The following is a 23,554-nucleotide window of genomic DNA, read 5'->3' on the forward strand; positions in this document are numbered from 1 at the left end:
ATCATGAAACTCAAGACTCTGCTGATCCTGCTGACGATGTGGTTGCCCGTGGCGTTCGGCAGTAACGGCCCGGTCGCTGCGCGGGTCAATGGTGAAGAGATTTCCGAATTCCGCCTCGAACGCTATTTTGCCGAGTACCTGGAAGATCAGGGCCGGGCGCTGGGCAGCATTCGCAACCCCAAAGCGTACAAGCAACTGCGCCAGAAAGCGCTGGATGCGTTGATCGACCGTGAGTTGCTGTGGCAGGAAGCGCTAAAACGCGGGGTGGTGATCAGCGACGCGACCGTGCAAAGCCAGGTTGCACAGACCCGGCAAGCCATCGGCGGTGCCGAGAAGTTCGCCCGCCGCCTGGAAGACGCCGGTTTCGACGAGGCCGGCTTTGCCGAGTACACCCGTCGGGAGTTAGCGGCGCAACAGGTGTTCGCCGAGTTGACCAAGGCCGCTGAGCCGGACGAAAAACAGGTCCGCGCCTTCTACGAAGAACACCGCAGCGAGATGCGCCGGCCGGAGGAGGTGCAGGCGCGGCATATTCTGATCAAAGTGCCTCAGGCTGCCGATGCCGCCACAGTCGAGGCGGTACGACTACGCTTAGTAGAGATGCAGGTGAAAATCAGCCAGGGCGCGGACTTTGCCAGCGTGGCCAGGACCGGTTCCGAAGATGCTTCCGATAGCGAGGGCGGAGATCTGGGCTATTTTCCACGTGGGCGCATGCTGCCTGAATTCGACGCGGCAGCCTTTGCCTTGGCACCGGGTGCGCTCAGCGAGCCGGTGCGGACACCGCTGGGCTGGCACTTGATTCAGGTGCAGAACCACTTGGAGGCGACCGATGTCACAGAACTGCAGGGGCTTGAAATGGTCAGGGCGTACCTTGCCCGACAGCAACAGGCTGAAGTTCGCCTGCAGGTTCTGGCGCAACTGCGATCGCGCAACCGAATCGAACGTATTGACGACGATTGAAGGTTCCCCCCCAATAATGGGGAAAAGCTTCAGGGCAGATTCGTGTGCGTCCCCGCCTTTGGGGGGCGGGGTACCCGTTCGAAAAGTTTTTTCTATGAAAATCAATTGCATGCTGTGGTCAAACACCCAGCGCTCAGCCTGGCATGAAGTGTGCGTTAGCCTCAGTAAGGCGCGCACTCTGCCAGGTCCGGAAATCGGACCTGCGGTTTCAAGGAGTCCACCTTGTTAAACAAAGTACTGGTTGTCGAAGACGAACAGCTTCTTGCACAAAACCTCAAGGATTACCTTCAGGCGCAAGAACTGGACGTTCGGATTGCACATGACGGTGCGGCGGGTATCGGCGAAGCCGAACAGTTTGCACCCGATGTGATGGTGTTCGATTACCGCTTGCCCGATATGGAAGGCTTTGAGGTGCTCGATGCCGTCCGCCAGAACAGGACCTGTCATTTTGTGCTGATTACCGGGCACCCCACCGCTGAAGTCTGTGAGCGGGCCCGGCAACTGGGAGTCAGCCATATCCTGTTCAAACCGTTTCCAATGGCGGAACTGGCCCGTGCAATCTGTGACCTTCTGGGGATGGAGCGCGAACCCAAAGCAGGCATGAACAACGCCGAAGGTTTTGTCGAACGACGCCAGAGCAGGATCGAGAGTTTCCCGCTGCAGTTGTACGACGGCAGTTGGGTGCTGGCGGATCGTCGACGAAGTTCATCGACCTCCAGGGCACCGGACGACGAACAATTGCTCACCGGGGAGTAGTGGCGCGACAAGCCGTTCCGGTAACCGCCGTAATTGCTCGCCGCGTCGACAGGGCTCAAAGCCCCCGGCGTTGGAGAGCAAGCCATGGACCGTCTATCCCTTGCCGTCGAACCGGCGCAGTTGGAATGTGTACCGTCTCGTTTTACCAGCGAACAATTGACCCAGGCCCGATCACTGGCCGCCAGTTCCGGCGAACGGATGCTCGAAGCCCTCGGGGTGTTGTGCGAACTGGCCCCCATGCCCTTCATCCAGTGCCTCGGCGCGACCCTGCATTATCCGGTGCTCGACACCGACAGCCTGTTCAAATCCACCCCGGTGTTCGACCGGGTCACCCTGGCCCAATGCCTCAAGCGCGAATTCATCCTGCTGCGCCACGACGAGACGGTTATCGGTGTATTTGCCGACCCCTTCGATACGTCGCGCCTGGCCTGGATCGATGACTGCCTGCACGGTGCGCCGCTGTATCTGGTGCATGCCGACGACCTGAAAGCCTATCTGGCACGTCACGAAGAAAGCTTCCACGCGGTGGAATCGCTCAACGCCCAGGCCGACGCCAACATCGAAATCGACACCCTGCAAAGTCTGTCCCTGACCAGCATCAGCGAAGACGCCAGCGTCGTCGTCAAACTGGTCAACTCGACCCTGTACGACGCCTTGAAAATGCACGCCAGTGACATCCATTTGGGGACCACCGGCAGTGGCCTGGTGATCAAATACCGCATCGACGGCGTGCTCAACAACATCAGCAAGATCCAGGGCAGCGAGTTCGCCGAACAGGTGATTTCCCGGGTCAAGGTCATGGCCGAACTGGACATCGGCGAGAAACGCGTGCCCCAGGACGGACGCTTCAAGATCGGTATCAGTGGCCGGCAGATCGACTTCCGGGTCTCGATCATGCCGAGCATTTTTGGTGAAGACGCGGTGCTGCGGGTGCTCGACAAACAGGACCTCGCAGACAAGGTCTGCGGCGTGCAGTTACAGGCCCTGGGCTTTGAAGATGAAACCCTGCGTCAACTGCGCCGGCTGGCCGCAGAACCCTACGGCATGGTGCTGGTGACCGGCCCCACCGGCAGCGGCAAGACCACCACGCTGTACGCGATGATCACCGAGATCAACCACGGCGTGGACAAGATCATCACCATTGAAGACCCGGTGGAATATCAGTTGCCGGGCGTGCTGCAAATCCCGGTCAACGAGAAAAAAGGCCTGACCTTCGCTCGCGGCCTGCGCTCGATCCTGCGTCATGATCCGGACAAGATCATGGTCGGTGAAATCCGTGACCCCGACACCGCGCAGATCGCCGTGCAATCGGCGCTCACCGGGCACCTGGTGTTTACCACGATCCACGCCAATAACGTGTTCGACGTGATCGGCCGTTTCACCCAGATGGAAATCGACCCCTACAGCCTCGTCTCGGCGCTCAATGCCGTACTGGCACAGCGCTTGATCCGTCTGGTCTGCACCAGTTGCAGCGCACCGAGCAACCCGAGCGACGATGAACTGCGCGCTTCGGGGCTCGATCCACACAACGTCGATCACTTCCATTTCGTGCACGGCAAGGGCTGCGGGCATTGCCGTGGCACCGGTTATCGCGGACGCACGGCGATCGCCGAACTGCTGCACCTGGACGACGAGCTGCGGCAGATGATTGTCGAGCGCCAACCGATTTCGAAAATCAAGGCCCATGCGTGCAAACGTGGCTTGCGCCTGCTGCGCGAGTCGGCACTGGAACTGGTTCAGGAAGGGCGGACCACGCTCGAGGAGATCAATCGTGTCACTTTTGTCTCGTGATCGTTTTATCGCCGTGCTCGGCGCCAGTGGTGTCGGCCTCGGCCAGCGCCGTGGCAGCGACACCCTGTGGCTGGGCAGCGTCGGGTTTATCGACGAAGGCTTCCATGCCTGGACGGTGGCGCTGGACACCCTCGACCGCTTGCTCGCCGACCACACCCGTGCCGGTGCCGAGTTGAGCGTGGTGATTTCCGGGCACTTCAGCCGCTTCTGCCTGGTGCCCTGGAGCGAACAGATCAGCAGCCCTGACGAGTTGCTCGGGTTTGCCCAGCTCTGCTTCGAAGACCTTTATGGCGTGCCGACGCAACCCTGGCGCCTGGTGCTCTCGGCGGAACCGGCGGGCTACGACCGGATCGCCAGCGCATTGCCAGAGGATTTGCTGACGCGTCTGCGCACCCTGGTCAGCGCCCGTAGCGTGCGCCTGCGTTCGGTGCAACCGTACCTGATGGCGGCGTTCAACCACTTCGATAAAAGCCTCGATGCCGGCGACTTCCTGTTCGTGGTCGCCGAGCCGGTGCGCAGCGTGTTGCTGCTGGCGCGGGAAGGCCGTTGGACTTCGGTGCGTTCGGTGGGCAGCAGCGACAGCGACGCCGCACTGACCGCGTTGATCGGTCGTGAAAGCCAATTGCAGGCCTCCACCAGTGAGCGGCCCCTGAACGTTTACCTGCATGCGCCCGCGCGTATCGACGTGCAGCCCGACATTCCCGGTGTGCACTTGCGCACTCTTGAAGAAGACCGGACAACCGTACGCGATGCCTTGTACGTGATGTCCCGGGCGGTGGCCTGAGATGCGCGCCTTGATGCTCGACTTTCAGCCGCGCCGCCGCTCGGGTCCCCTGGGCTGGAGCCTGCTCGCTGCAGGCGTGGTGTTGACCCTGAGTGGCGCGCTGGTTCAGCAGCACCTCAGCGAGCAGACCGCGCAACAACAGGGCCATCTGCAAACCGCCCAGCGCGTCCTTACCGGCGACACCGGTGGCAAGGTCAGCCTGACCCCGGCGCAAATCCGCGAGCAGGCACAAAACCTCGCCGAGATGCGCAAGGTCTCGCAGCAACTGCGCCGGCCTTGGGAAAGCTTGTTCGCCATGCTCGAAGCCATGCCTCGCGACAACATCGCCTTGCTGACCCTGACTCCCGATGCGCGCAAAGGCCAGGTGCGGATCAGCGCCGAGGCGAAAGACCTCGACGCCATGCTCGACTTCCACCGCAACCTCGAGGCCAGCGACGAGCTGTCCGACGTGTCACTGCTAAGTCACGAAATCGTCGCCAACGTGCCGGAACACCCGGTGCAGTTCAACCTTTCGGCTACCTGGGAGATTGGCGATGCAAATCCCTAGATTGATCGTCCACGAATACCTGCAAGGCCTTGGCGTTCCCGGTCTGGCAGGGTTGGCGCTGCTGGCGCTGGCGTCGGTCTATGGCCTGGCGGGCCTGATGCCGGACTGGCAGTCACTGCAACAGCTCAGCCAGCAGACCCGCGAAGCCGGCGAATACCTGGCCAGGGTTGAAGACGGCAGCGTGGCCGCCCCGGTGGTGCCACAACGCCAGCTCGACGACTTCCGCAGCAAACTGCCTTCGCAGCCGCAAGCCACGGTGGCCATCGACAAGATCTACGCGTTGGCGGCCCAGGAACACATCACCCTGGCGCGCGGTGAATATGCCTTGGGCATCGACCCCAAGACCCATCTGGCGCGCTATCAGATTCTGCTGCCGGTACGTGGCAGCTACCCGCAACTGCGGCGCTTCCTGCATGCCTTGCTCGGCCAGTTGCCAGCGGTGGTGGTGGAGGACGTGGAGTTCCAGCGCAAAAAGATCGCCGACACCGACCTGACCGGGCGGATCCGCCTGACCCTTTATCTGTCGAGGTCATGATGAATACCAAGCGCGTAGCGGGGTGGGCAGGGTTCTTCGGTATAGCGGCGGCGCTGGCCTGGTTGCCCGAGTACTGGATGCCGGCGGACGACGGCGAGGCGTCCGTCGCCGTCGTGGCCACGGCGACCAGCAGCAAAACCCGTGGTGCGCTGCCTGACGCGCCAGCCGCCGGCAAAACCGTCGTGGTCAAGGACTTGAGCCCGGCGGGCGACCTGTTTGCCGCCCGCAGCTGGAAGGCAGCACCGACGCTCGCCAGCGTCACCGAACAACCCGTCAACCTGACCCCGGTGGTGACCGTCCCCAGCGCACCGCCGATGCCTTTCCAGTTTGTCGGGCGCATGGATGATCGCGCAGACCTGCAAGTTTTTTTGCAGAGCGGAGAAAAGATATACGTCGTACGCAAAGGGGATGTGATCGACGAAACCTGGCGGATCGAGGGCATTTCCGATGTGGAACTGAGCTTCGTCTACCTGCCTTTGCATTTGTCCCAGACCTTGTCTGTGGGGAGCACGCAATGAACAGATCATGCCGTAATACGTTAGGAGCGCTGATGAGCCTTGTCTGTCTCTGTGCAGGGCTGGCCGCGTGCAGTTCCGCGCAGGTCGCCAACAAGGAAGCGTCCGAGCTGATCGAGCAGGGGCAATACGAGGCCGGTCTTGCGCGTATTGAAGAAGGGCTGCGGAAAAACCCGCGCGATACCGAACTGCACTTGGCGCTGAACACCGCTCACGCCAAGGCGATTACCGCACTGCTGACCGAGGCCGACACCGACCGTTCGCGCCGCGACTTCGCTGCCGCACGCGTCAACTACAGCCGAGTGCTGACCATCGAGCCGAACAACCGGCGTGCCCAGGATGCGATGCGCCAGCTCGACTACATGCGCAGCCTCGATGAAAAACTCGAGTTGGCCCGTGGCGACCTGCGTCGCGGCGACATCTACGGGGCCGACCGCCAGGTCAAACAGATCCTCGAACTTGACCCGAAAAATGACGGCGCCCTGGAACTGCAAAGCAACATCCGCCTGGTGCAGAGCCGCAACGTAATCCCGTATCCACAGTTGCGCACGCGCCTGGATCGGCCAGTGACCCTGGAGTTTCGCGATGCCAACCTGAAAACCATTTTCGAGGTGCTGTCGCAGGTCGCCGGGTTGAATTTCATCTTCGACAAGGACCTGCGCCCGGACATGAAAGCCACCATCTTCGTGCGTGACGTGCGCATCGAAGACGCCGTGGAACTGCTGCTGCAACAGAACCAGCTGCATCAGAAAGTGGTGAACGAAAACACCTTGCTGATCTACCCGGACTCGCCGCAAAAGCTCAAGGATTATCAGGAGTTGGTGATGCGCACCTTCTACCTGACCAGCATCGATGCCAATACCGCGCTGAACATGATCAAAACCATGCTCAAGACCCGCGACGTGTTTGTCGATGAGCGCCTCAACACCCTGACCATGCGCGACACCGAAGACGCGATCCGCATGGCGGAAAAACTCCTGCAATCGCAAGACCAGTCCAACCCTGAAGTGGTGCTGGAAGTGGAGGTGATGGAGGTCGCGACCCAACGGATTCTAGACCTCGGCCTGCAATGGCCGAACACCTTCGGCGTGGTCAACGGCGACGGTTCGGCGGTGACGATTCTCAATCAACTGAAAGGCATCGACTCCAGCCGCATCACCATCTCGCCATCGCCACAGCTCAAGATCAACGCCCAGGACAACGACATCAACACCTTGGCCAGCCCGGTGATTCGCGTCAGCAACCGCGAGCAGGCGCGCATCCACATTGGTCAGCGTGTGCCGATCATCAGCGCCACGTCGGTGCCGTCGACCCAAGGTCCGGTGATCACCGAAAGCGTCACTTACCTGGACGTCGGTCTGAAACTGGAAGTGCAGCCGACTGTGCACCTGAACAACGAAGTGGCGATCAAAATCGCCCTGGAAGTGAGTAACGCGACGCCGCTGGAACCGACCCGTCAGGGCACGATTCCGGTGCAGGTCGATACCCGTAACGCCCAGACCACCCTGCGCCTGCATGACGGCGAAACCCAGATCCTCGCCGGCCTGATGCGTAACGACCATGGCGCCACCGGCAACAAGATTCCGGGCCTTGGCGACATTCCTGGCCTGGGCCGGTTGTTCGGCAGCAACAAGGACAACGTCAGCAAATCCGAACTGGTGCTGTCGATCACGCCACGGATCGTGCGCAACCTGCCGTACCAGAGCCCGTCGGACATGGAATTCCCCACCGGCACCGAAACCAGCATGCACATTCAGGCCCCGGACCGGCGGATGGAAGCGCCGATTCAGAACGAGCACATCGACCGCCCGGTGGCGGCCACAACCCCTCAAGTTTTTATCGAGAAGCCTTGATCATGAACGCCTCGCAACGCGGTTTTACCTTGATCGAAGTCGTGGTGACGCTGGCCCTGATCGGCTTGCTGGCCGGCATGGCCGCGCCGCTGACCGAGACCGTGGTGCGCCGGGGCAAAGAGCAGGAACTGCGCACGGCGCTGTACCAGATTCGCGATGCCATCGACGCTTACAAACGCGCCTTCGACGCCGGTTACATCGAGAAGTCGCTGAACAGCAGCGGCTATCCACCGAACCTGAAGGTGCTGGTGGACGGCGTGCGCGATGTGCGCAGCGCCAAGGGCGCCAAGTTCTATTTTTTGCGCCGCGTGCCCCATGACCCGCTGAAGCCGGTCAAGCGTGACGATGACGGCGGCTGGGGCTTGCGCTCCTATGACAGCACGGCTCAAAACCCGCGCGAGGGCGAAGACGTCTTTGACGTTTACTCCCAGGCGCGCGGCAAGGGGCTTAACGGCATCGCCTACCGGGAGTGGTGAGCTTATGCGTCGGGAAAAGGGTTTTACCCTGCTGGAACTGATGGTGGTCATGGCAATCATCGCGACCCTGATGACCATCGCCTTGCCACGCTATTTCAACAGCCTCGAGGCCTCGAAAGAGACCACGCTGCGCCAGAGCCTGTCGGCGATGCGCGAAGCCCTGGATCACTACTACGGCGACACCGGGCGCTATCCCGATTCCATCGAGCAACTGGTGGAGCAGCGTTACCTGCGCAACCCGCCGATGGACCCGATTGCCGAACGCAAGGACCTCTGGGTCATGGTCGCGCCGCCGGATGGCGTACCGGGCGGGGTCGCCGATATCAAAAGCGGTGCCACAGGGAGGGCGCGTGATGGCAGCCTTTATTCCGAGTGGTAAGCCTTCGAACGAGGGCGGTTTCACTTACCTGGGCGTGCTGTTCCTGATCATGCTGATGGGCATGGGCCTGGCCAGTGCCGGCGAGTTGTGGTCGACCGCTTCGCGCCGCGATCGTGAGCGTCAGTTGCTCTGGGTCGGTACGCAATACGCTCAGGCCTTGCGCAGCTACTACCGCAGTTCGCCAGGCTTGGCCCAATACCCGAAAGCGCTGGAAGACCTGTTGCAGGACGAGCGTTTTCCCAGCCCCAAACATCACCTGCGGCAGCTGTATCCGGACCCGATTGGCGGCGGCGAATGGAGCCTGATGCGCGGTTTCGACGGACGCATCACCGGCCTCAACAGCGCCTCCACGGACAAGCCGCTCAAACAGGCAGACTTCCCGACGCAGTGGTCGGACTTCACTGGCATGGCCAGCTACAAGGACTGGCAGTTCGTCGCCGAGAAAGCCTTTCTCGATGGCACATCGGGACCTGCCAAGGGCCAGTCGCAATTGCCTCAGGCGTTGCAGCCATGAACAGATTCTGTGTGGCCGCGCTCCTGATGCTGATGTCGGCTGCCGCCCCGGCCGGCGAAGAAGACGAAATGATGGGGTTCATCGTCGATGACACGATCTCGCACATCGGCCACGACTTTTACTACTCGTTCAGCGAACGCCTGCGCGCCACCAGCTCGATGGATTTCAACCTGGTGGTGCGGGAACGACCTTCGGCGCGCTGGGGCGCTCTGGTCACCGTGGAATATCAGCAGCGTCTGGTTTACCGGCGTTTTCTTCCGCCGAACACCGTGGAGCTCAAGGACGAGGCCTATGACGCCGCCGACTGGGTTCGCGGGCAGATCGTCCAGCGCAAGCTGGAAGCCATGTTGCAGGACACAACGGACCTTGAGAGGGACGAATTATGAAAACAACAACGTTCTCGCAGCGCCGCCTGTTTTCAAGGGCAGGCATTTGGTTGGTCGGGCTCGGCAGTTGTGGCCTGGTCCAGGCCACCGAGCTGGTCTACACGCCCATCAATCCATCGTTTGGCGGCAACCCGTTGAACGGGACCTGGCTGCTCAACAACGCCCAGGCGCAAAACGACTTCGACGATCCTGACTTGAAAAAACGCACCGCCGCGGCCGGTACCTCGGCACTGGAGCGGTTCACCAGTCAGTTGCAGTCGCGGTTGCTCGGGCAGTTGCTGGACAACATCTCCGCGGGCAACACCGGGAGCCTGACCACCGACGCTTTTATCGTCAACGTGGTCGACGACTCCGGACAATTGACCATCGTCGTGACCGACCGAGCGACCGGTGAAGTCTCCGAAATTCAGGTAAGCGGCCTGGCTCCTTGACGGGAGCCGGGTTGATGGGGAGTGACGGACATGAAAAAAATAATAGTGCTAGGGCTGATGTTGGCGGCGTTGCAAGGGTGCAGTCTGCGCGATCCGATCGGGGCTGAGCAGGACACCGAAACCCCGACGCTGACACCGAGGGCGTCGACTTACTACGACTTGATCAACATGCCGCGACCCAAGGGCCGGTTAATGGCGGTGGTGTACGGTTTTCGCGACCAGACCGGGCAATACAAACCGACCCCGGCCAGTTCGTTTTCCACCAGCGTCACCCAAGGCGCGGCGAGCATGCTGATGGATGCGTTGCAGGCCAGCGGCTGGTTTGTGGTGCTGGAACGTGAAGGGCTGCAGAACCTGTTGACCGAGCGCAAGATCATCCGCGCCTCGCAGAAAAAACCCAACACGCCGGTGAACATTCAGGCGGAACTGCCGCCATTGCAGGCTGCGAACATGATGCTTGAGGGCGGGATCATTGCGTATGACACCAACGTGAAAAGCGGCGGGGAAGGGGCACGCTACCTGGGTATCGATATTTCCCGGGAGTATCGGGTGGATCAGGTCACGGTGAACCTGCGCGCGGTGGATGTGCGCAGCGGGCAGGTGCTGGCCAATGTCATGACCAGCAAGACCATCTACTCCGTGGGCCGCAGTGCCGGGGTGTTCAAGTTTATCGAGTTCAAGAAGTTGCTCGAGGCGGAGGTCGGCTACACCACCAACGAACCGGCGCAGTTGTGTGTGTTGTCGGCGATCGAGGCGGCGGTGGGGCATCTGTTGGCCCAAGGGATCGAGCGGCATTTGTGGCAGGTGGCGGGGGATAATTCGCCGCAGAGCAGTGAGACGCTTGATCGGTATCTGACTCAGAACAAGGTTGTGCCTGAGGGTGAGGAGGAGTAAAGCGAGGCGGCCTTCGGGCCGACCTGGTTCTTGCAGATGTACCCGATTCAAAACTGTGGGAGCGAGCCTGCTCGCGCAGGCGGCCTGACAGCCGACCTGTTCTCGTGGATGTGCCCGCAACCCTGTGGGAGCGGGCTTGCCCGCGAAGGCGGCCTGATAGCCGACCTATATTTTGTTGACCAAGTACATATCCATTCCTGCAGTAACGGCCACTTATGGTTTCGCCCTTACGGCGAGTCACTTTTGACAAACGCCCGGAATGCCGGCCCAGACAAAAGTAACCAAAAAGGCTTGCCCCAGCGTCCGGCCCCTCGCTTAGGCTCGGCGTACCCTCGGTCCGGTCCTGCTCCGTGGGCCCGCCGCCATCAGCCATCCATGGCCGGGGGCGCCTAACCCGGCATCCTTGCCGGGTTGCCCACTGCGCAGAACCTCCACTCGGCCTCCCGAAGGGGCGGGCAGATCAGAATCAAAAGCTCACGCGAGCTTCTGCGGTACACGATTCTCTGTAGGAGCTGGCTTGCCAGCGATGGCGGCCTCATTGACAGATGCAAATCTGATGGCCCCATCGCTGGCAAGCCAGCTCCTACAAAGTGTGAGTCGCCGGCTACATCGTCTTGCGCCGTTGCCTACAACTACGCCAGAATCCGCCGGCTTGTGTGCTTTGGTCCTGATCTCTATCGTTGCCGTGTCGCTGCCAATTCAGCGATCGGGTTTAGCAGCTCGTTCAATATCAAGGCACGCCAGTGTCACCTTCTGATCCTTCCTCGCAAATATTGCGTAGGCAGGTCTACGTTATGGTGGCTGTGCGTGGGGCACTTCGGTGCGCCGGGTTCCTTGATCCCTGGTCTGCTAACCCGCGTACAGTCGCCACCCCTTTGTTTAGCAGCAACGTGTGGCGGCTCCATTGATCAAGGAGCTTCACCATGCCAAAACCAACCCCAAATCCGCCCGAATCAGACCTTCAAGGCAACCCCACCAACCCCGCTTCCAACCTCCACCTGAAACCCACCCTCCTAAAATCCTGCGCTCCCCACAATCCCAGCAACATGTTTTTCATCGCCCCGGATATCGACACCGAAAGCCTGTTGGCCCACGCCTGTGAGTCACTGGCGTCGGCGAGTGTCATGGCCAGTGATTTCGCGGTGTTTCTGGACGGGCCGCAGCGCAGTCTGTTGTTGGGCATCCAGCAGGTGATCATGCTGGCGGATCTGGCGGTGAATCGGGCGCTGGATAACCTTGATCCGCAGGCGTAGCGGCAGGTCGACCGCGTTATCGTTCATCGCTGGCAAGCCAGCGCCTACAGAAAAGGGTTAGCCATAAAAAACCGCGACCCCATCAAGGGCCGCGGTTTTTTTTTGCGATTACTGCTGCAACACCGTTGCCCGGTTATCCGTACCCAGCTGTTGAATGGTCGCCATCTGCGTCACGCCACTCTGATCCACATTGGCAATGTTCCCGGTGCCGCCCTGGGTCACATACGCCACGTTCATGGTGTCAGCCTGTTTCAAAGTGATCTGGTTATCGCTGCCCCACTGGGTGGTATAGGCCTGGTTACCGGTGCCGGACTGGTCGAACGCGGTGCTGTTGCCCGTACCGTTGCTGCTGCCGTCGGCCAGGTTGGTGGTGCCGCGCTGGTCGGCGATGAGGATGTTGTCGCTGCCGTTCTGGTCGAAGTACAGCTCGTTGTAGCTGTCGGCCTGGCTGACCGTGGTTTTGTTGCCGGTGCCGGTCTGGTTGGTGGTCATGATGTGGCCGGCGCCGGTCTGCGTGAAGTTGGCGATGTTGGCGTTGCCGGTCTGGTTGATGGTTGCGCGTTGGTTGCTGCCGAACTGGCCACCTTTTTGCGGGCCTTTCCAGTTGCTGGCGTAGACCTTGTTGTCGTTGCCCACCGAGGTCGCGGTGAGTGAATGACCTTCGCCGGTCTGGTAGGTGAAGTGCGTGTTGCCCGAGCCTGTCTGGTACAGCGCGATAGTAGAACCGGTGGATTCGAACTGGTCGGCGTAGATCGCGTTGAGGTTGCCGACCTGGAACACCTGCGCGGTGTTGTTTTCGCCGAAGCTTTGGTCGACCACGGTTTCGTTGGTCAGGCCGATCTGGTCGACGGTGGCCATGCTGCCGGTTTGTCCGTCCTGCCAGACTTCGGTGCCGTTGCCGTCGCCGAGCTGGTTGATCGACAGGTTGCCGCCGTCGCCGTTGCGCTGGTCGCCGTAGGCATAGTTGTTGGTGCCGGTCTGGTTGATGTCGATCTGGCCGCCCATGTGGTTGATCTGTTCGGCGGTGGCGTAGTTGGTGCTGCCGTACTGGAAGATCACCGCGGTATTGGCGAGGCCGAGCTGGATCTGTTCGATGTTGGCTTCGTTGCTGTCGCCGAACTGGAAGGTTTGACCGGAAGTGCCCTCCTGGCTGTCCTGATAGACGAACGAGAAGTTGCCGGTGCCTTGCTGTTGTTGCAGCACTTCGCCGCCGCCCACACCGATCGACTGACTGGCATGACTGGTGTTAAAGCTGCCCGTCTGTTGCTGGGTGATGGTGCTGTTGTCTTCGAACAATTGCTCGGCGTAACCGGCGTTGTATTCACCGACCTGGTTCTGGTCGATGGTGCTGGTGGCCGAGTCTTGCACGGCGGCCGCATCGTTGCCCTGGCCGAGCTGTTGCTGTGTGGCGGTGCTGAAGGGGGCCAGGGTCTGTTTCACGTCGGCGATGTTGGCGGTACCGACCTGGTCCTGACTGGAAATGCTGTCGTCGGCCATCGCCTGGGCACTGACAATGAGCAGGATGGCGGCGGTGAGGGGCGTCAGTTTGAACATGATGAAACCTCCAGAGAGTGCAGTGCTTTAGCGATATTGTTTGACCGAAACGCTCATGCCGTTTCCCGACTGGGTCACGGCGCTGGAAAGCCCCGTGCCGGCCTGGTCGATGCTGGCGTCGTTGTTATTGCCGTTCTGGGATATCTGCGCGCGGTTCTGGCTGCCGGTCTGCGTGATCGAGGCCGAGTTGCCGGAACCTTGTTGATTGATCATTGCCATCAGGTCGCTGCCTTGTTGCAGGATGTACGCTTCCTGATTGCTCCCCGACTGGACGATGGTGCCGAGCAGCGACTGGCCGTTCTGTTGCAGCAGCGCCACGTTGGCCTGGCCGTTCTGGTCGATTAGCGCATGTTGGCCAATCGGCGGTGGCAACTCGCCGAGGTCGGTGCCGGGGCCCAGGTCGTCGTTTTCCATCAGATCGTCGGCGCGCACGCCCGCGCTGCTGCAGAGCAGAAGCAGGCAGAGCAGGGCGGCGGTCGACGTTTTCATGAGACTGTCCTTTAGGAAGAGGCCTGCCCCATCGGCCACGTGACCGATGGGGCGAGGGCTCAGTTCGAGATCACCGACACCGAGCGCACGGTGCCTTGGGACGAGGTGATGGTGGCGGTCGGGTTCGCCGAAGGAGTCACCGTGGTGGTGTTGTTCACCGTCAGCCGCCAGCGACCGGTTACCGGCACCGTGGTGGTGCCCAGGGTTTGCAGCCCGGTCGGGGTGGACACCTGGATGGTGATGGTGTTGCCGGTGGTCACCGATGAGGTGCCCGCAAAGTCCCAGGTGAAGCGGTTGTTGGAGCGTGCCGACACCGTTGCCGTGGTCACCGTGAAGGTTTCCGCTGCAGGCCTTGGCGAGACTTGTACCGTCACTGTGGCCGGTGCTGTCGACAAAGCGCCGAAGCTATCCCGGGCGATGTAGGTGAAGGTTGTGGTGAACGCCGTGGTGACGGTGGCCGGTGGGGTGTAGGTGATCACCGTGCCGTTGCTGCTGACGGTGCCGCGACCTGCCGCTGGTTGAGTGAAGCTGGCGACCGCCAGTGGTACGTTGCCTTCCGGATCGGTGTCGTTGGCCAGCACGTTGATTGGAATCGCCACGCCCAGGGTCGCGATGCTGTCGGCGACGGCCACCGGAGGCTGGTTAGGCGCCACGGTAATGGTCACGGTCGCAGGCGTGGCCGAGGCCAGACCTTTGATGTCCTGCGCCTTGTAGGTAAAGGTTGTGGTCAGCGGTGCATTGACCACGGCCGGTGGGGTGTAGACCACCGCTGTCGTGCCGCTCAGTGCCACGGTGCCTTGCCCGGCCGCCGGCTGGGTCAGCGCGGTGATGCTCAGCGGCGTGTTGCCGTCCGGGTCGCTGTCGTTGGCCAGCAGGTTGAGGGTGATTGGCACGCCGAAGCTTGTGCTGCCGGTGTCGGCAACGGCCAGCGGCGCCTGATTCTCGCCACTGTTCGGCGCGGTACCGACCACTACAACCGGCTCGGTGTCGCTGCCGCCCGCGGCGGATTTGACCGTCACGGTAGCCGGTGGCTGAGTCAAGTCGGTCACGGTCAGGCGTTGCAGGGTGCCGGACTTCGACAACCGTCCGTAGCCCTGCGCGACCATGTCCGGCACCGTCACTTCATCGGTGGAGGTGGCTTCGATCAGCAGGCTCTGATTGCTGAAGTTGTAGCGCGCAGTCTGGATTTTCACCACATCGCTGAGCTTGCTCGACACGGCCGTCGGGCGCGTGGTGCCGGCCGGGTTGGTGGCGGTGAGCACCACGACGGAAGGCACGGGACCGGTGATCAGGTGATTGCCGAAGAACAAGCCATTGTTGTCGCCGATCAGGCTGGTCTGGCAAGGCGTAGGTGGTGGTCCGGGAACCAGCGCGACGGTTTCACGGAAGCACAGGCTCGAGCTGGTGCCCGCTTTGCCGAAGACTTCGACCCGGGTGCTGGTGCCCGTGCCCGAGGTGGTGCGCCGGTAGGTGGCACGGCTGATTTCCACCGGGGTTTGCGCACGGTTGTCGAGGACCTTGCCGGACACGGTGAAGAGGCTGGTTTCGATCGTCCCCGCCGGTCCCTGGATACGCACGAAGTTGGTGTTGTTGGGGCTGCCGGTAACCAGCTCGGTGAGGTTCGGGTCGCCGACGAAGGTTTCAATGGCCCCGGTGTCCGGGTTCACTTCGGTATAGGGACCGTTGACGCTGCGCAGGAAAGGCCCGATTGCACCGTTCAGCGCGCCGCTGAAATTGCCCGGCGCACCGATGCCGACATCTTTGGTGATGTTGATGGCGCGCCGGCCTGGCGTCGTGACGTTGACCGTTTCCACGCCATACGGGTGGGTAATGGTGTACGTCCCGGCGGTGGGCACGTTCACCCGGATGCGAATTCGCGCGAAGCTTTGCTGATCGCCATCGACAGGGTTTCCCGAGGTGAATGCCGCTTCGATCCCGGCCACGTAGGCGTCCATTCCATAACCGGCGGCGTTGTTGGCAATAGTAGTTTCGGCGAGGAACCAGAAGGATTCGTCTGGCCAGTTATCCGGGAATACCATCGGCAGGGAGTCGTCGAAAACGCCCGGCGCCGGTAACAGGGTGCACATGTAGGCTGGCGGTACAGTGACCGGCACCCGCGAACTCGCGGCCCGGGACTGGCACAGTTCCATCGACAGCAGATTGTTGTCCTGATACCACATGGGGAATTTCCCCGTGGCAAAGGTGTAAGGGCCGGGGTCGACGGCGGCGAGTTGCGCAAACGCGCTGCCGGACAACGATAGAGTCAGTCCCAGGGCGTTGAGCGCCAGGCGTGGCCAATTGTTCATGATGCCTCCTGATGAGGATCTGGGCATGTGAGCGTTCATTGCACGATGACCACTTCTTCGGTATCGCTGCCGCCATTGGATGACGTCACCCGAACCTTGGCCGGTGGAGTCGGCGAGATCCCGGTGGCCAGGCTTTTCACCGCGCCGTCGCCACTGAGCGCGCCGATGGCGACCCCGGTGCCTGACGTTGCAGTCAGCACCGGTGGCGAGGTTTCGTCGCTGGTCGAGGCCACCACCGTTATTTGCCCGGTGCTCAGGCTGTACTCGGCGCGCTGGATCACCACCAGATCGGTCAGTGCCATGGGCAGGGTGGTCGGTGTGCTGCTGGGGATGGCGACGTGGTTGTCGGCGGTCACCTGCAAGGTGCTCGGCAAGCTCGGGTTGGTCGACGACTGGGCATACCAGCTGCCGGTGGTGTCGGCCTCTCTCAGGTTGAGCACCGGGTTATTGCTGTTCAGGGTCACCGTGGCGGGTGGGGGCGGCGCGAGGACGAACACGTCCTGTTGCGCCACGGGTGCACTGGTGCCGGCATGCCGCGAGTAGGTGCTGCGCTGGGTGATCATCGGGGTCGGCCGGACCACGGTCGACAACTTGCCGGAGATGGCCATCACCGTCGTGCGCAAGTCGAGCCCGTTGGGGCCTTCGATGCGGATGTAGTTGGTGTTGAACGGACTGCCGGTAAACGCTTCTGACAGGTTCGGATCGCCGACGAATTGCTCGGCCTGACCGGTGACCGGATTGGTCTCGGTGTAGGGGCCATTGACGCCGCGCAGGAACGGACCGATATCACCTTTGAGCGCGCCATCGTAGGTTTTCGGCGAGCCGATGCCGATGTCCCGCGTCATGTTGATTGCCCGTCGCCCGGGCGTGTCGACATTGAACACATCGACGCCATAGGGGTGGGTGATGACATAGGTGCCGGCGGTGGGGACATCGACGCGAATGCGGATACGGGCAAAGCTGATCTGGTCGCCTTCAACCGGGTCGCCAGCGCTGAAGGCGGCTTCAACGGCGCTGACATAGGTCAGGTCAATGCCCCGGGCGGCGTCGACAATGGTGCCGTCACCGGTGAACCAGAACGCCTCATCGGGAAAGTTGCTCGGGAAGACGACCGGTTGTGCATCATCGAAAATCCCGGGCGCCGGCAGCAGATTGCACATGTAGGTCGGTGCGCCCGGCGCGCTGGGGATCCGTGAGCTGACCGCCTTGGACAGGCAAAGATCGAGGGTTCGACCGTGGGTGTCCTGATACCAGGCAGCGAAGGAACCGTTGGCGGGCAGGTAGGGACCAGGGTCGACAGCAAACATCGCGGCCTGGGCGGCACCTTGAGCCAGAGCAGCCACGACCAGGGCGATCGCGGTTTTGGACAGTAAAGGGTGCATGAGTATTCCCTCTATCAGAGACCTGCCCCGTGGGGATGGGTCAGTTGAGGGAGCTTCGGCAACTTCCATACCAATCGTAAAAAAGGGCCGTCAGAGGCCCGGTTCTACGGTGTACCACCTTCGGATAGGGGCCAATCGAGGGCCGCGTGAACGGGCCACTGTCCCCAGCATTGGGGGCAGGTGGGGATAGCGGGGAGGTTGGGGGAAGTGGGGCCCAAGGTCGGGCAAACAGTTTTGAGTGGGCTATAACCAATGGGGGGAATCGCCGAGAAGTAGCCCATGAACCTGCCTACGCAAACACTCCTGACCGACGACGGCGATATCCGCCTGAGCTCGCGCAAGCAATCGTTCAATCTGTTGCGCTGGTTTTCGCTCATCAGCATGGCGGTGATCGGCACGGTGGCAGTGGCGCTGGGCGCGGTGTCCACGCAGTTTGTGATTACCGAGAGTGTGCAGCGCGATGCGTTGCTGACGTCGCAATTCATTCAGGCAATTGCCTCGGCCGAGGTGCGCCATGTGTCGATTCCCAACGTGCGAACCATGGGCGAGTTGCTCGACCCGCGCAAGGACAGGGATTATCCCGACGTCGACCCGCTGGCCCGAGCCAATGCCCGGGGCGAATTTCTCGACCATATCCGGCACTTGCCAGACGTGATCCTGGCCAACATCTACGCCCCCGACCGCATGGTGATCTGGTCGACCAACCCGGCATTGATGGGCACCACGATCCATTCCGACGAAGACCTCGACCAGGCGTTCTCCTCCAAGACGCCGGTGTCGGCCAGTTATCACAACGTCGACAAGACCCGCATGGAGCAGAAGTTCGTCACGCCGCCAGACTTTATCTTTATCGAAAACTACATCCCGCTGTTCGATGCCGATGGCAAAAATGTCACCGCAATGGTGGAGATCTACAAGGAACCGGAGGATTTGATCGACCGCATGGAACGCGGCCTGGCACTGATCTGGCTGGCCACCGCGCTGGGCGGCGGGCTGATTTATCTGGGGCTGTACTGGATCGTGCGACGCGCGGCAATTCTGTTGGCGGTGCAGCAAAAACAATTGATTACCAACGAAACCTTCGTCGCACTGGGCGAAATGTCGTCGGCGGTGGCCCACAGCCTGCGCAACCCGCTGGCGACCATCCGCTCCAGCGCCGAACTGGCGCTGGAGTTCGACAGCGGCGCGGCGCACAAGAACATCACCGACATCATTGGCCAGGTCGATCGCATGTCGAAATGGGTCAGAGAACTGCTGCAATCCTTGCGCCCGCTGCATGACGAGCCCGAACCGGTGAATCTGGTGGCGGCGGTGCATGACAGCCTCATGGCTTTCGAACAGCAGATCACCAAGGCCGGGGTCCAGGTGGTGTTTGCGCCGACGGAAACGCCCATGGTCCTGAGCCAGCAGGTGCAGTTGTCGCAGATCCTCAACAGTTTGCTGGCCAATGCACTGGAGGCCATGGACAAGCACGGTACGCTGACCATCACGCTGGAGCCGACCGATGCCCGGGGTATCAGTGTGGTGGTCAGCGACACCGGCAAAGGCATGACCGAGGAACAACGTAGCATGGCCTTCCGCCCATTTTTTACCACCAAGCAAGGCGGGCTGGGGGTCGGGCTGGTACTGGTCAAACGGATCATGGAGCGTTTCGGCGGTTCGGTAAGCCTGGAAAGCCGCGAGGGCAAGGGCACGATTGTCCGTTTGTCGTTTAAACGGGTTCCCTGAAAATGGGTGGGAACTTTCCCCGTTAGCGGGTGCCATTCCCCAGTCGTTTTGACCAGGCATGGCACATTGATGTTGATAAGCCATTGTATTGTTGGGTATTAATACTTTGTATAAAGTTGTTACAAATTTGGCGAGTTCCTTGCAAAACCTCCATCACCCCCTTCACGACTTCGAGGCGGCTGGTGATGAACAGAAAAGCGCAGCACCCCTGCAAATGGCTTGGCCTCCTGACGCCCCTGAGCGTCCTACTGGCAATGACGCTGGGCACAGCGAGCTTGCGTGCCAGCCCGATCGACGATGAGCGACAGCCCGAACCGACCGACCCTTCGGCGTACTACGACGAACCGGCGGACGAACCGGCCGCCCTGAACGCTATCCTGACCATGCCCGAGGCCAACGAAAATTCCTTCGATTTGCCCGATGGCGTCAAAGGCAGTCGCAACACCCCGCGCCAGGAAAACATCCTGCCGCCTGCGGTGCAAACCAGTTTCAATTACCCCACCAATGGCAAACCCAGCCCGCTGTTCGGCGCTCAGCCGTTCACGCAGCAACTGGTGCTGTTCGAAGAGTTCGGTCCGGAAAAACTCGACCCCACCACGCCGGCGGCACCGTTGCCGTTTCCACCGGCCGCGATTGGGCCGTTGCCGCAGCAGGATCCCACCAGCGCGGCCCGCAGCGCGCCACCCAGTGCGGCACTCGATGCGTTCCTGCGCCAACCGGGGCTGACACCGTTCCCCAGTCAGTTCTCCAACGTGGTTGACCGCAATCCTTGGCAGGCGCAGATCGAGTACTTCCTCAACCGCCGCATCGGTTCGTCGGCGGAAGGCCGTCCGCCAGGAAAGGGTTGGTCGCATCAGCGCTGGAACGAGTTCTACCCGCAACGGGCCTACAAAACCGTGCAGACCGGTGCGCGCGTCAATGGCGGCCTGCGTGACGCTCGGCAGATGCACGGTTATGCGCTGGGCGAGTTTGGCCCCGGCGGCCTCTATCACAACGTCGCCGGCGTGCCGGCAACCGATGGCACGGCCAAGGGCGTCGATGCGCGTTTCCACCCGAACATGCCGGTGCAAAACCACAATTCGGTGTGGACCTTCGACGGCACCTTGCCCCCCAAATTGCTCATGGTGCGTTATGGCCAGCCGGTGCTGATGCGTCACTACAACGGCTTGCCCATCGACCCGTCGGCGAACATGGGGTTTGGTCTGCACACCATCAGCACCCACGAACACAACGGCCACGCGCCGGCGGAAAGTGACGGCTACGCCAACGCGTTTTTCTTTCCGGGGCAGTACTACGATTATCGCTGGCCGATCCAATTGGCCGGTTACGACAGCATCAACACCGACGCCCACGACCCTCGCGCGGCGTTCCCTTGCGCGCCGGGCGAAACCCTGTGGACCAACGACCTCACCCCGAGCCGCAAAACCTGCGAAAACGGCACGATCAAGATCCGTGGCGACTGGCGCGAAACCATGAGCACCCACTGGTTCCACGACCACATGCTCGATTTCACCGCGCAGAACGTCTACAAGGGCAACGCGGCGATGATGAACTACTACAGCGCCCTGGACCGTGGCAACGAATCGGTGAACGACGGCGTCAACCTGCGTTTGCCCAGCGGTAGCGCCTTGCCGTGGGGCAACCGCGACTACGACGTCAACCTGGTGTTCGCCGACAAGGCGTGGGATCAGAACGGGCAGTTGTGGTTCAACCCGTTCAACACCGACGGCTTCCTCGGTGACGAGGTGCTCGTCAACTGGCAGTGGAAACCCACTCTGGATGTGCGCGCCCGCAGCTATCGGTTCCGCATCCTCAACGGCTCGGTGTCGCGCTATTTCAAACTGGCGCTGGTGCGCGAGGTCAAGGGCAGCAGCGGCGAGTTTCCCGGACCGAAAAACTCCGGCGTTTCCTATAGCCGCGTGCCGTTCCACATGATCGCCAACGACGGCAACATCATGGAACACAGCGTGCCATTCGACGGCAGCATGGACCTCGACGCCGACGGCGACAAACAGAATCACAATGCAATCCTGCCGACTCAGGGCATCGCCGAGCGCTTCGACATCATCGTCAATTTCTCGAAAAACGGGATCAAACCCGGCGACAAACTGTTCTTCGTCAACCTGCTGGTGCATGACGACGGCAAGGGGCCGAAAGAACCGGTGGCGCTCGCCGATGTGCTGTCGGAGAAATACCTGGCGGTGATCAAACAGACCAGCAAAGGGCCACAGTGGGACAAGGGTGACCCGGCGGTGGGCAAGGTGTTGCAACTCAACGTCAAGGCCTACACCGGCCAGGACCTGGCGATGGACCCGGCCGCCTATGAGCCGGCCAAACCGGGCAAGGCGGAAGGCCTGGTGATGATCCCGCTGAAGATTCACCGCGACAATGCGGCCGACAAGGTCCTGCTGTCCCAGGCCCGTCACCGCACCTTCATCTTCGGCCGTTCCGACGGCACCGATGAAGCTCCGTGGACAGTCAAGACCGATGGCGGCTTTGGTTTCCACATGGACCCTCGGCGCTTGAACTCCGCGACCAAACTGGCCAGCGGACCCACCGATGCCGGCGTCAGCGGCTTCGGTACCCTGGAGGTCTGGAACATCAAGGCCGGCGGTACGGGGTGGAGCCATCCGGTGCACGTGCACTTCGAGGAGGGGATCATCTTGAGTCGCGGCGGCAAGGCGCCACCGGAATGGGAAAAATGGGCACGCAAGGATGTGTACCGTATCGGCTCGGAGAAGGACGGTCTGGACAACGTCGAAATGGCGATTAACTTCCGTGAATTTGCCGGGACGTACATGGAGCACTGTCACAACACACAGCATGAGGACAACTCGATGCTGCTGCGCTGGGACATTGAGAAACCCGGGCAATTCCAGCTGATGCCGACACCGTTGCCAAGCTGGGATGGCGTGCGTTACGTCAACTCCGCCGCGCTGCCTACCTTCCGTAATGGCGATGGCTTCGGCCCTAAAGTGGTGGTCAAACCATGAACCGCAGGGGCGCCGACAGGTCACTGCACACGCCGCGCTCCCGCGCCCTGGGTATGCACCTGATTCTGGTACTGTTGACTTGTCTGCTGGCCAGTCAGGTGCTGCTCGCTCACGAAGGTGTGCTGCCGCCAACGGAATCGGCGACACCCTGGGGCGGCGATTATTTCCCCAACACCCTGCTGACCGACCAGGACGGTCGGCAGGTGCATTTTTTCGATGACCTGATCAAGGGCAAAGTGGTGGTGATCAATTTCATCTTCACTTCCTGCAGCGACTCCTGTCCGCTGGAAACCGCGCGCCTGCGTCAGGTGCAAAAGTTGTTGGGCGACAGGGTCGGCCAGGACATTTTTTTCTACTCGATCAGCATCGATCCCTTGAGCGATACGCCCGAAGTACTCAAGGCTTATTCGCAACGGTTCAAGGTCGGGCCGGGCTGGAGGTTTCTCACCGGGGAGTTCGAGGCCGTCACCGACCTGCGCAAGAAACTGGGGCTGTTCATCGAAGGCGTCGACAACGGCCGCAACAAGGATCACAACCTGAGCCTGATCGTCGGCAACCAGGGTACGGGGCGCTGGATGAAAGCTTCACCGTTCGAAAACCCGTGGATCCTCGCTGATCAGTTAGCCAACACCTTGCAGAACTGGAAGCAGGCCAGCGTTGAAGAAAGCTACGCCAATGCGCCCGAGATCCGCCCGCCCAGCAATGGCGAAGAGTTGTTTCGCACCCGTTGCGCCTCGTGCCACAGCCTCGGGCCGCAAGACGGGCAGGGCATCGGCATGCGCAACATCGGCCCGGATCTGATCGGCGTAACCCGCCTGCGCGAACCGGCCTGGCTCAATCGCTGGATCCGCGAGCCGGACCGCATGCTGGCCGAAAAGGACCCGGTCGCGGTGGAATTGTTTGAGCGTTTTGACAAGATTTCGATGCCGAATCTGCGCCTGGATGAGAACGCGGCGCAGTCCATCGTGGGCTTTTTGCAGGAAGAAACCGATCGTCAGCAACCATTGCAGGCGGCGCAGGCGCAATAGCGG

General features: G+C 61.4%; 22 protein-coding genes. 18 read left to right on the forward strand and 4 right to left on the reverse strand.

Annotation, left to right across the window (positions count from 1 at the left end; translation table 11 throughout):
- Positions 1-3: 3 nt before the first annotated feature.
- The 15 genes from ACI77H_RS16680 to ACI77H_RS16750 all read left to right on the forward strand — a co-directional run bounded on the left by ACI77H_RS16680 (position 4) and on the right by ACI77H_RS16750 (position 12,071).
- Positions 4-957 carry a peptidylprolyl isomerase gene (locus tag ACI77H_RS16680; protein WP_407012842.1) on the forward strand — a complete coding sequence of 318 codons (954 nt, stop codon included), beginning with the start codon at positions 4-6 and terminating at the stop codon, positions 955-957.
- Between the two features lie 222 nt (positions 958-1,179).
- On the forward strand, positions 1,180-1,713 hold the full coding sequence (locus tag ACI77H_RS16685) for a response regulator (protein ID WP_407012843.1): 534 nt from the start codon (positions 1,180-1,182) through the stop codon (positions 1,711-1,713).
- Positions 1,714-1,797: 84 nt separating this feature from the next.
- Positions 1,798-3,504: a GspE/PulE family protein gene (locus tag ACI77H_RS16690; RefSeq protein WP_407012844.1), complete on the forward strand. Its 1,707-nt coding sequence runs from the start codon at positions 1,798-1,800 to the stop codon at positions 3,502-3,504.
- Complete coding sequence (locus tag ACI77H_RS16695) at positions 3,485-4,288, forward strand: hypothetical protein (RefSeq protein WP_407012845.1); 804 nt, start codon at positions 3,485-3,487, stop codon at positions 4,286-4,288. The genes ACI77H_RS16690 and ACI77H_RS16695 overlap by 20 nt, the downstream gene beginning before the upstream one ends.
- Position 4,289: 1 nt before the next feature.
- Positions 4,290-4,835, forward strand: a complete 546-nt coding sequence (locus ACI77H_RS16700; protein WP_407012846.1) for a PilN domain-containing protein — start codon at positions 4,290-4,292, stop codon at positions 4,833-4,835.
- Positions 4,822-5,370, forward strand: coding sequence for a pilus assembly protein PilO (locus ACI77H_RS16705; protein ID WP_407012847.1), 549 nt, complete (start codon positions 4,822-4,824; stop codon positions 5,368-5,370). The genes ACI77H_RS16700 and ACI77H_RS16705 overlap by 14 nt, the downstream gene beginning before the upstream one ends.
- Positions 5,370-5,888, forward strand: a complete 519-nt coding sequence (locus tag ACI77H_RS16710) for a hypothetical protein (RefSeq protein ID WP_407012848.1) — start codon at positions 5,370-5,372, stop codon at positions 5,886-5,888. The genes ACI77H_RS16705 and ACI77H_RS16710 overlap by 1 nt, the downstream gene beginning before the upstream one ends.
- Positions 5,885-7,738, forward strand: coding sequence for a secretin N-terminal domain-containing protein (locus ACI77H_RS16715; RefSeq protein WP_407012849.1), 1,854 nt, complete (start codon positions 5,885-5,887; stop codon positions 7,736-7,738). The genes ACI77H_RS16710 and ACI77H_RS16715 overlap by 4 nt, the downstream gene beginning before the upstream one ends.
- Before the next feature lie 2 nt (positions 7,739-7,740).
- Positions 7,741-8,214 (forward strand): type II secretion system protein, encoded by a 474-nt coding sequence (locus ACI77H_RS16720; RefSeq protein ID WP_150631465.1) that lies wholly within the window; start codon positions 7,741-7,743, stop codon positions 8,212-8,214.
- A gap of 4 nt (positions 8,215-8,218) precedes the next feature.
- Complete coding sequence (locus ACI77H_RS16725; protein ID WP_150639314.1) at positions 8,219-8,593, forward strand: type II secretion system protein; 375 nt, start codon at positions 8,219-8,221, stop codon at positions 8,591-8,593.
- A complete protein-coding gene (locus ACI77H_RS16730; RefSeq protein ID WP_407012850.1) occupies positions 8,568-9,107 on the forward strand; it encodes a type II secretion system protein in 540 nt (179 codons plus the stop codon). The genes ACI77H_RS16725 and ACI77H_RS16730 overlap by 26 nt, the downstream gene beginning before the upstream one ends.
- Positions 9,104-9,493 (forward strand): curli production assembly/transport protein CsgE, encoded by a 390-nt coding sequence (csgE, locus tag ACI77H_RS16735; protein WP_407012851.1) that lies wholly within the window; start codon positions 9,104-9,106, stop codon positions 9,491-9,493. The genes ACI77H_RS16730 and csgE overlap by 4 nt, the downstream gene beginning before the upstream one ends.
- On the forward strand, positions 9,490-9,924 hold the full coding sequence (locus ACI77H_RS16740) for a curli assembly protein CsgF (RefSeq protein ID WP_407012852.1): 435 nt from the start codon (positions 9,490-9,492) through the stop codon (positions 9,922-9,924). The genes csgE and ACI77H_RS16740 overlap by 4 nt, the downstream gene beginning before the upstream one ends.
- Before the next feature lie 30 nt (positions 9,925-9,954).
- Complete coding sequence (locus tag ACI77H_RS16745; protein WP_407012853.1) at positions 9,955-10,818, forward strand: CsgG/HfaB family protein; 864 nt, start codon at positions 9,955-9,957, stop codon at positions 10,816-10,818.
- Positions 10,819-11,741: 923 nt separating this feature from the next.
- Complete coding sequence (locus tag ACI77H_RS16750; RefSeq protein ID WP_407012854.1) at positions 11,742-12,071, forward strand: DUF6124 family protein; 330 nt, start codon at positions 11,742-11,744, stop codon at positions 12,069-12,071.
- A 108-nt stretch (positions 12,072-12,179) separates the two neighbouring features.
- Here ACI77H_RS16750 and ACI77H_RS16755 read toward each other — a convergent pair whose 3' ends face one another.
- The 4 genes from ACI77H_RS16755 to ACI77H_RS16770 are packed head-to-tail and all read right to left on the reverse strand — an operon-like array spanning position 12,180 to position 17,802.
- Complete coding sequence (locus ACI77H_RS16755; protein ID WP_407012855.1) at positions 12,180-13,625, reverse strand: curlin; 1,446 nt, start codon at positions 13,623-13,625, stop codon at positions 12,180-12,182.
- Between the two features lie 27 nt (positions 13,626-13,652).
- On the reverse strand, positions 13,653-14,114 hold the full coding sequence (locus tag ACI77H_RS16760) for a curlin (RefSeq protein ID WP_407012856.1): 462 nt from the start codon (positions 14,112-14,114) through the stop codon (positions 13,653-13,655).
- A gap of 59 nt (positions 14,115-14,173) precedes the next feature.
- On the reverse strand, positions 14,174-16,420 hold the full coding sequence (locus ACI77H_RS16765) for an Ig-like domain-containing protein (RefSeq protein WP_407012857.1): 2,247 nt from the start codon (positions 16,418-16,420) through the stop codon (positions 14,174-14,176).
- A gap of 35 nt (positions 16,421-16,455) precedes the next feature.
- Positions 16,456-17,802 (reverse strand): hypothetical protein, encoded by a 1,347-nt coding sequence (locus ACI77H_RS16770; protein ID WP_407012858.1) that lies wholly within the window; start codon positions 17,800-17,802, stop codon positions 16,456-16,458.
- Positions 17,803-18,081: 279 nt separating this feature from the next.
- On the opposite strand from ACI77H_RS16770, the gene ACI77H_RS16775 reads away from it, so the two are divergent.
- From ACI77H_RS16775 to ACI77H_RS16785, 3 genes are all read left to right on the forward strand, one after another.
- Entirely contained in the window at positions 18,082-19,530 is a 1,449-nt protein-coding gene (locus tag ACI77H_RS16775) for a sensor histidine kinase (protein WP_407012859.1), read from the forward strand.
- 185 nt (positions 19,531-19,715) lie between these two features.
- Entirely contained in the window at positions 19,716-22,523 is a 2,808-nt protein-coding gene (locus tag ACI77H_RS16780; protein ID WP_407012860.1) for a multicopper oxidase domain-containing protein, read from the forward strand.
- Positions 22,520-23,551, forward strand: a complete 1,032-nt coding sequence (locus tag ACI77H_RS16785; RefSeq protein WP_407012861.1) for an SCO family protein — start codon at positions 22,520-22,522, stop codon at positions 23,549-23,551. Before ACI77H_RS16780 ends, ACI77H_RS16785 begins: the two co-directional genes overlap by 4 nt.
- Positions 23,552-23,554: the final 3 nt, after the last annotated feature.

The sequence above is a fragment of the Pseudomonas sp. O230 genome, from assembly GCF_045447035.1.
Lineage (GTDB): Bacteria > Pseudomonadota > Gammaproteobacteria > Pseudomonadales > Pseudomonadaceae > Aquipseudomonas.

What these genes read in the sequence shown, in the direction of transcription:
- ACI77H_RS16785 (WP_407012861.1), top strand. Translation starts at nt 22,520, where the DNA reads ATGAACCGCAGGGGCGCCGACAGGTCACTGCACACGCCGCGCTCCCGC.
- ACI77H_RS16765 (WP_407012857.1), bottom strand. Translation starts at nt 16,420, where the DNA reads ATGAACAATTGGCCACGCCTGGCGCTCAACGCCCTGGGACTGACTCTA.
- ACI77H_RS16705 (WP_407012847.1), top strand. Translation starts at nt 4,822, where the DNA reads ATGCAAATCCCTAGATTGATCGTCCACGAATACCTGCAAGGCCTTGGC.
- ACI77H_RS16715 (WP_407012849.1), top strand. Translation starts at nt 5,885, where the DNA reads ATGAACAGATCATGCCGTAATACGTTAGGAGCGCTGATGAGCCTTGTC.
- ACI77H_RS16770 (WP_407012858.1), bottom strand. Translation starts at nt 17,802, where the DNA reads ATGCACCCTTTACTGTCCAAAACCGCGATCGCCCTGGTCGTGGCTGCT.
- ACI77H_RS16775 (WP_407012859.1), top strand. Translation starts at nt 18,082, where the DNA reads ATGAACCTGCCTACGCAAACACTCCTGACCGACGACGGCGATATCCGC.
- ACI77H_RS16690 (WP_407012844.1), top strand. Translation starts at nt 1,798, where the DNA reads ATGGACCGTCTATCCCTTGCCGTCGAACCGGCGCAGTTGGAATGTGTA.
- ACI77H_RS16760 (WP_407012856.1), bottom strand. Translation starts at nt 14,114, where the DNA reads ATGAAAACGTCGACCGCCGCCCTGCTCTGCCTGCTTCTGCTCTGCAGC.
- ACI77H_RS16745 (WP_407012853.1), top strand. Translation starts at nt 9,955, where the DNA reads ATGAAAAAAATAATAGTGCTAGGGCTGATGTTGGCGGCGTTGCAAGGG.
- ACI77H_RS16680 (WP_407012842.1), top strand. Translation starts at nt 4, where the DNA reads ATGAAACTCAAGACTCTGCTGATCCTGCTGACGATGTGGTTGCCCGTG.
- ACI77H_RS16740 (WP_407012852.1), top strand. Translation starts at nt 9,490, where the DNA reads ATGAAAACAACAACGTTCTCGCAGCGCCGCCTGTTTTCAAGGGCAGGC.
- csgE (WP_407012851.1), top strand. Translation starts at nt 9,104, where the DNA reads ATGAACAGATTCTGTGTGGCCGCGCTCCTGATGCTGATGTCGGCTGCC.
- ACI77H_RS16720 (WP_150631465.1), top strand. Translation starts at nt 7,741, where the DNA reads ATGAACGCCTCGCAACGCGGTTTTACCTTGATCGAAGTCGTGGTGACG.
- ACI77H_RS16700 (WP_407012846.1), top strand. Translation starts at nt 4,290, where the DNA reads ATGCGCGCCTTGATGCTCGACTTTCAGCCGCGCCGCCGCTCGGGTCCC.
- ACI77H_RS16750 (WP_407012854.1), top strand. Translation starts at nt 11,742, where the DNA reads ATGCCAAAACCAACCCCAAATCCGCCCGAATCAGACCTTCAAGGCAAC.
- ACI77H_RS16780 (WP_407012860.1), top strand. Translation starts at nt 19,716, where the DNA reads ATGAACAGAAAAGCGCAGCACCCCTGCAAATGGCTTGGCCTCCTGACG.
- ACI77H_RS16755 (WP_407012855.1), bottom strand. Translation starts at nt 13,625, where the DNA reads ATGTTCAAACTGACGCCCCTCACCGCCGCCATCCTGCTCATTGTCAGT.
- ACI77H_RS16710 (WP_407012848.1), top strand. Translation starts at nt 5,370, where the DNA reads ATGAATACCAAGCGCGTAGCGGGGTGGGCAGGGTTCTTCGGTATAGCG.
- ACI77H_RS16730 (WP_407012850.1), top strand. Translation starts at nt 8,568, where the DNA reads ATGGCAGCCTTTATTCCGAGTGGTAAGCCTTCGAACGAGGGCGGTTTC.
- ACI77H_RS16725 (WP_150639314.1), top strand. Translation starts at nt 8,219, where the DNA reads ATGCGTCGGGAAAAGGGTTTTACCCTGCTGGAACTGATGGTGGTCATG.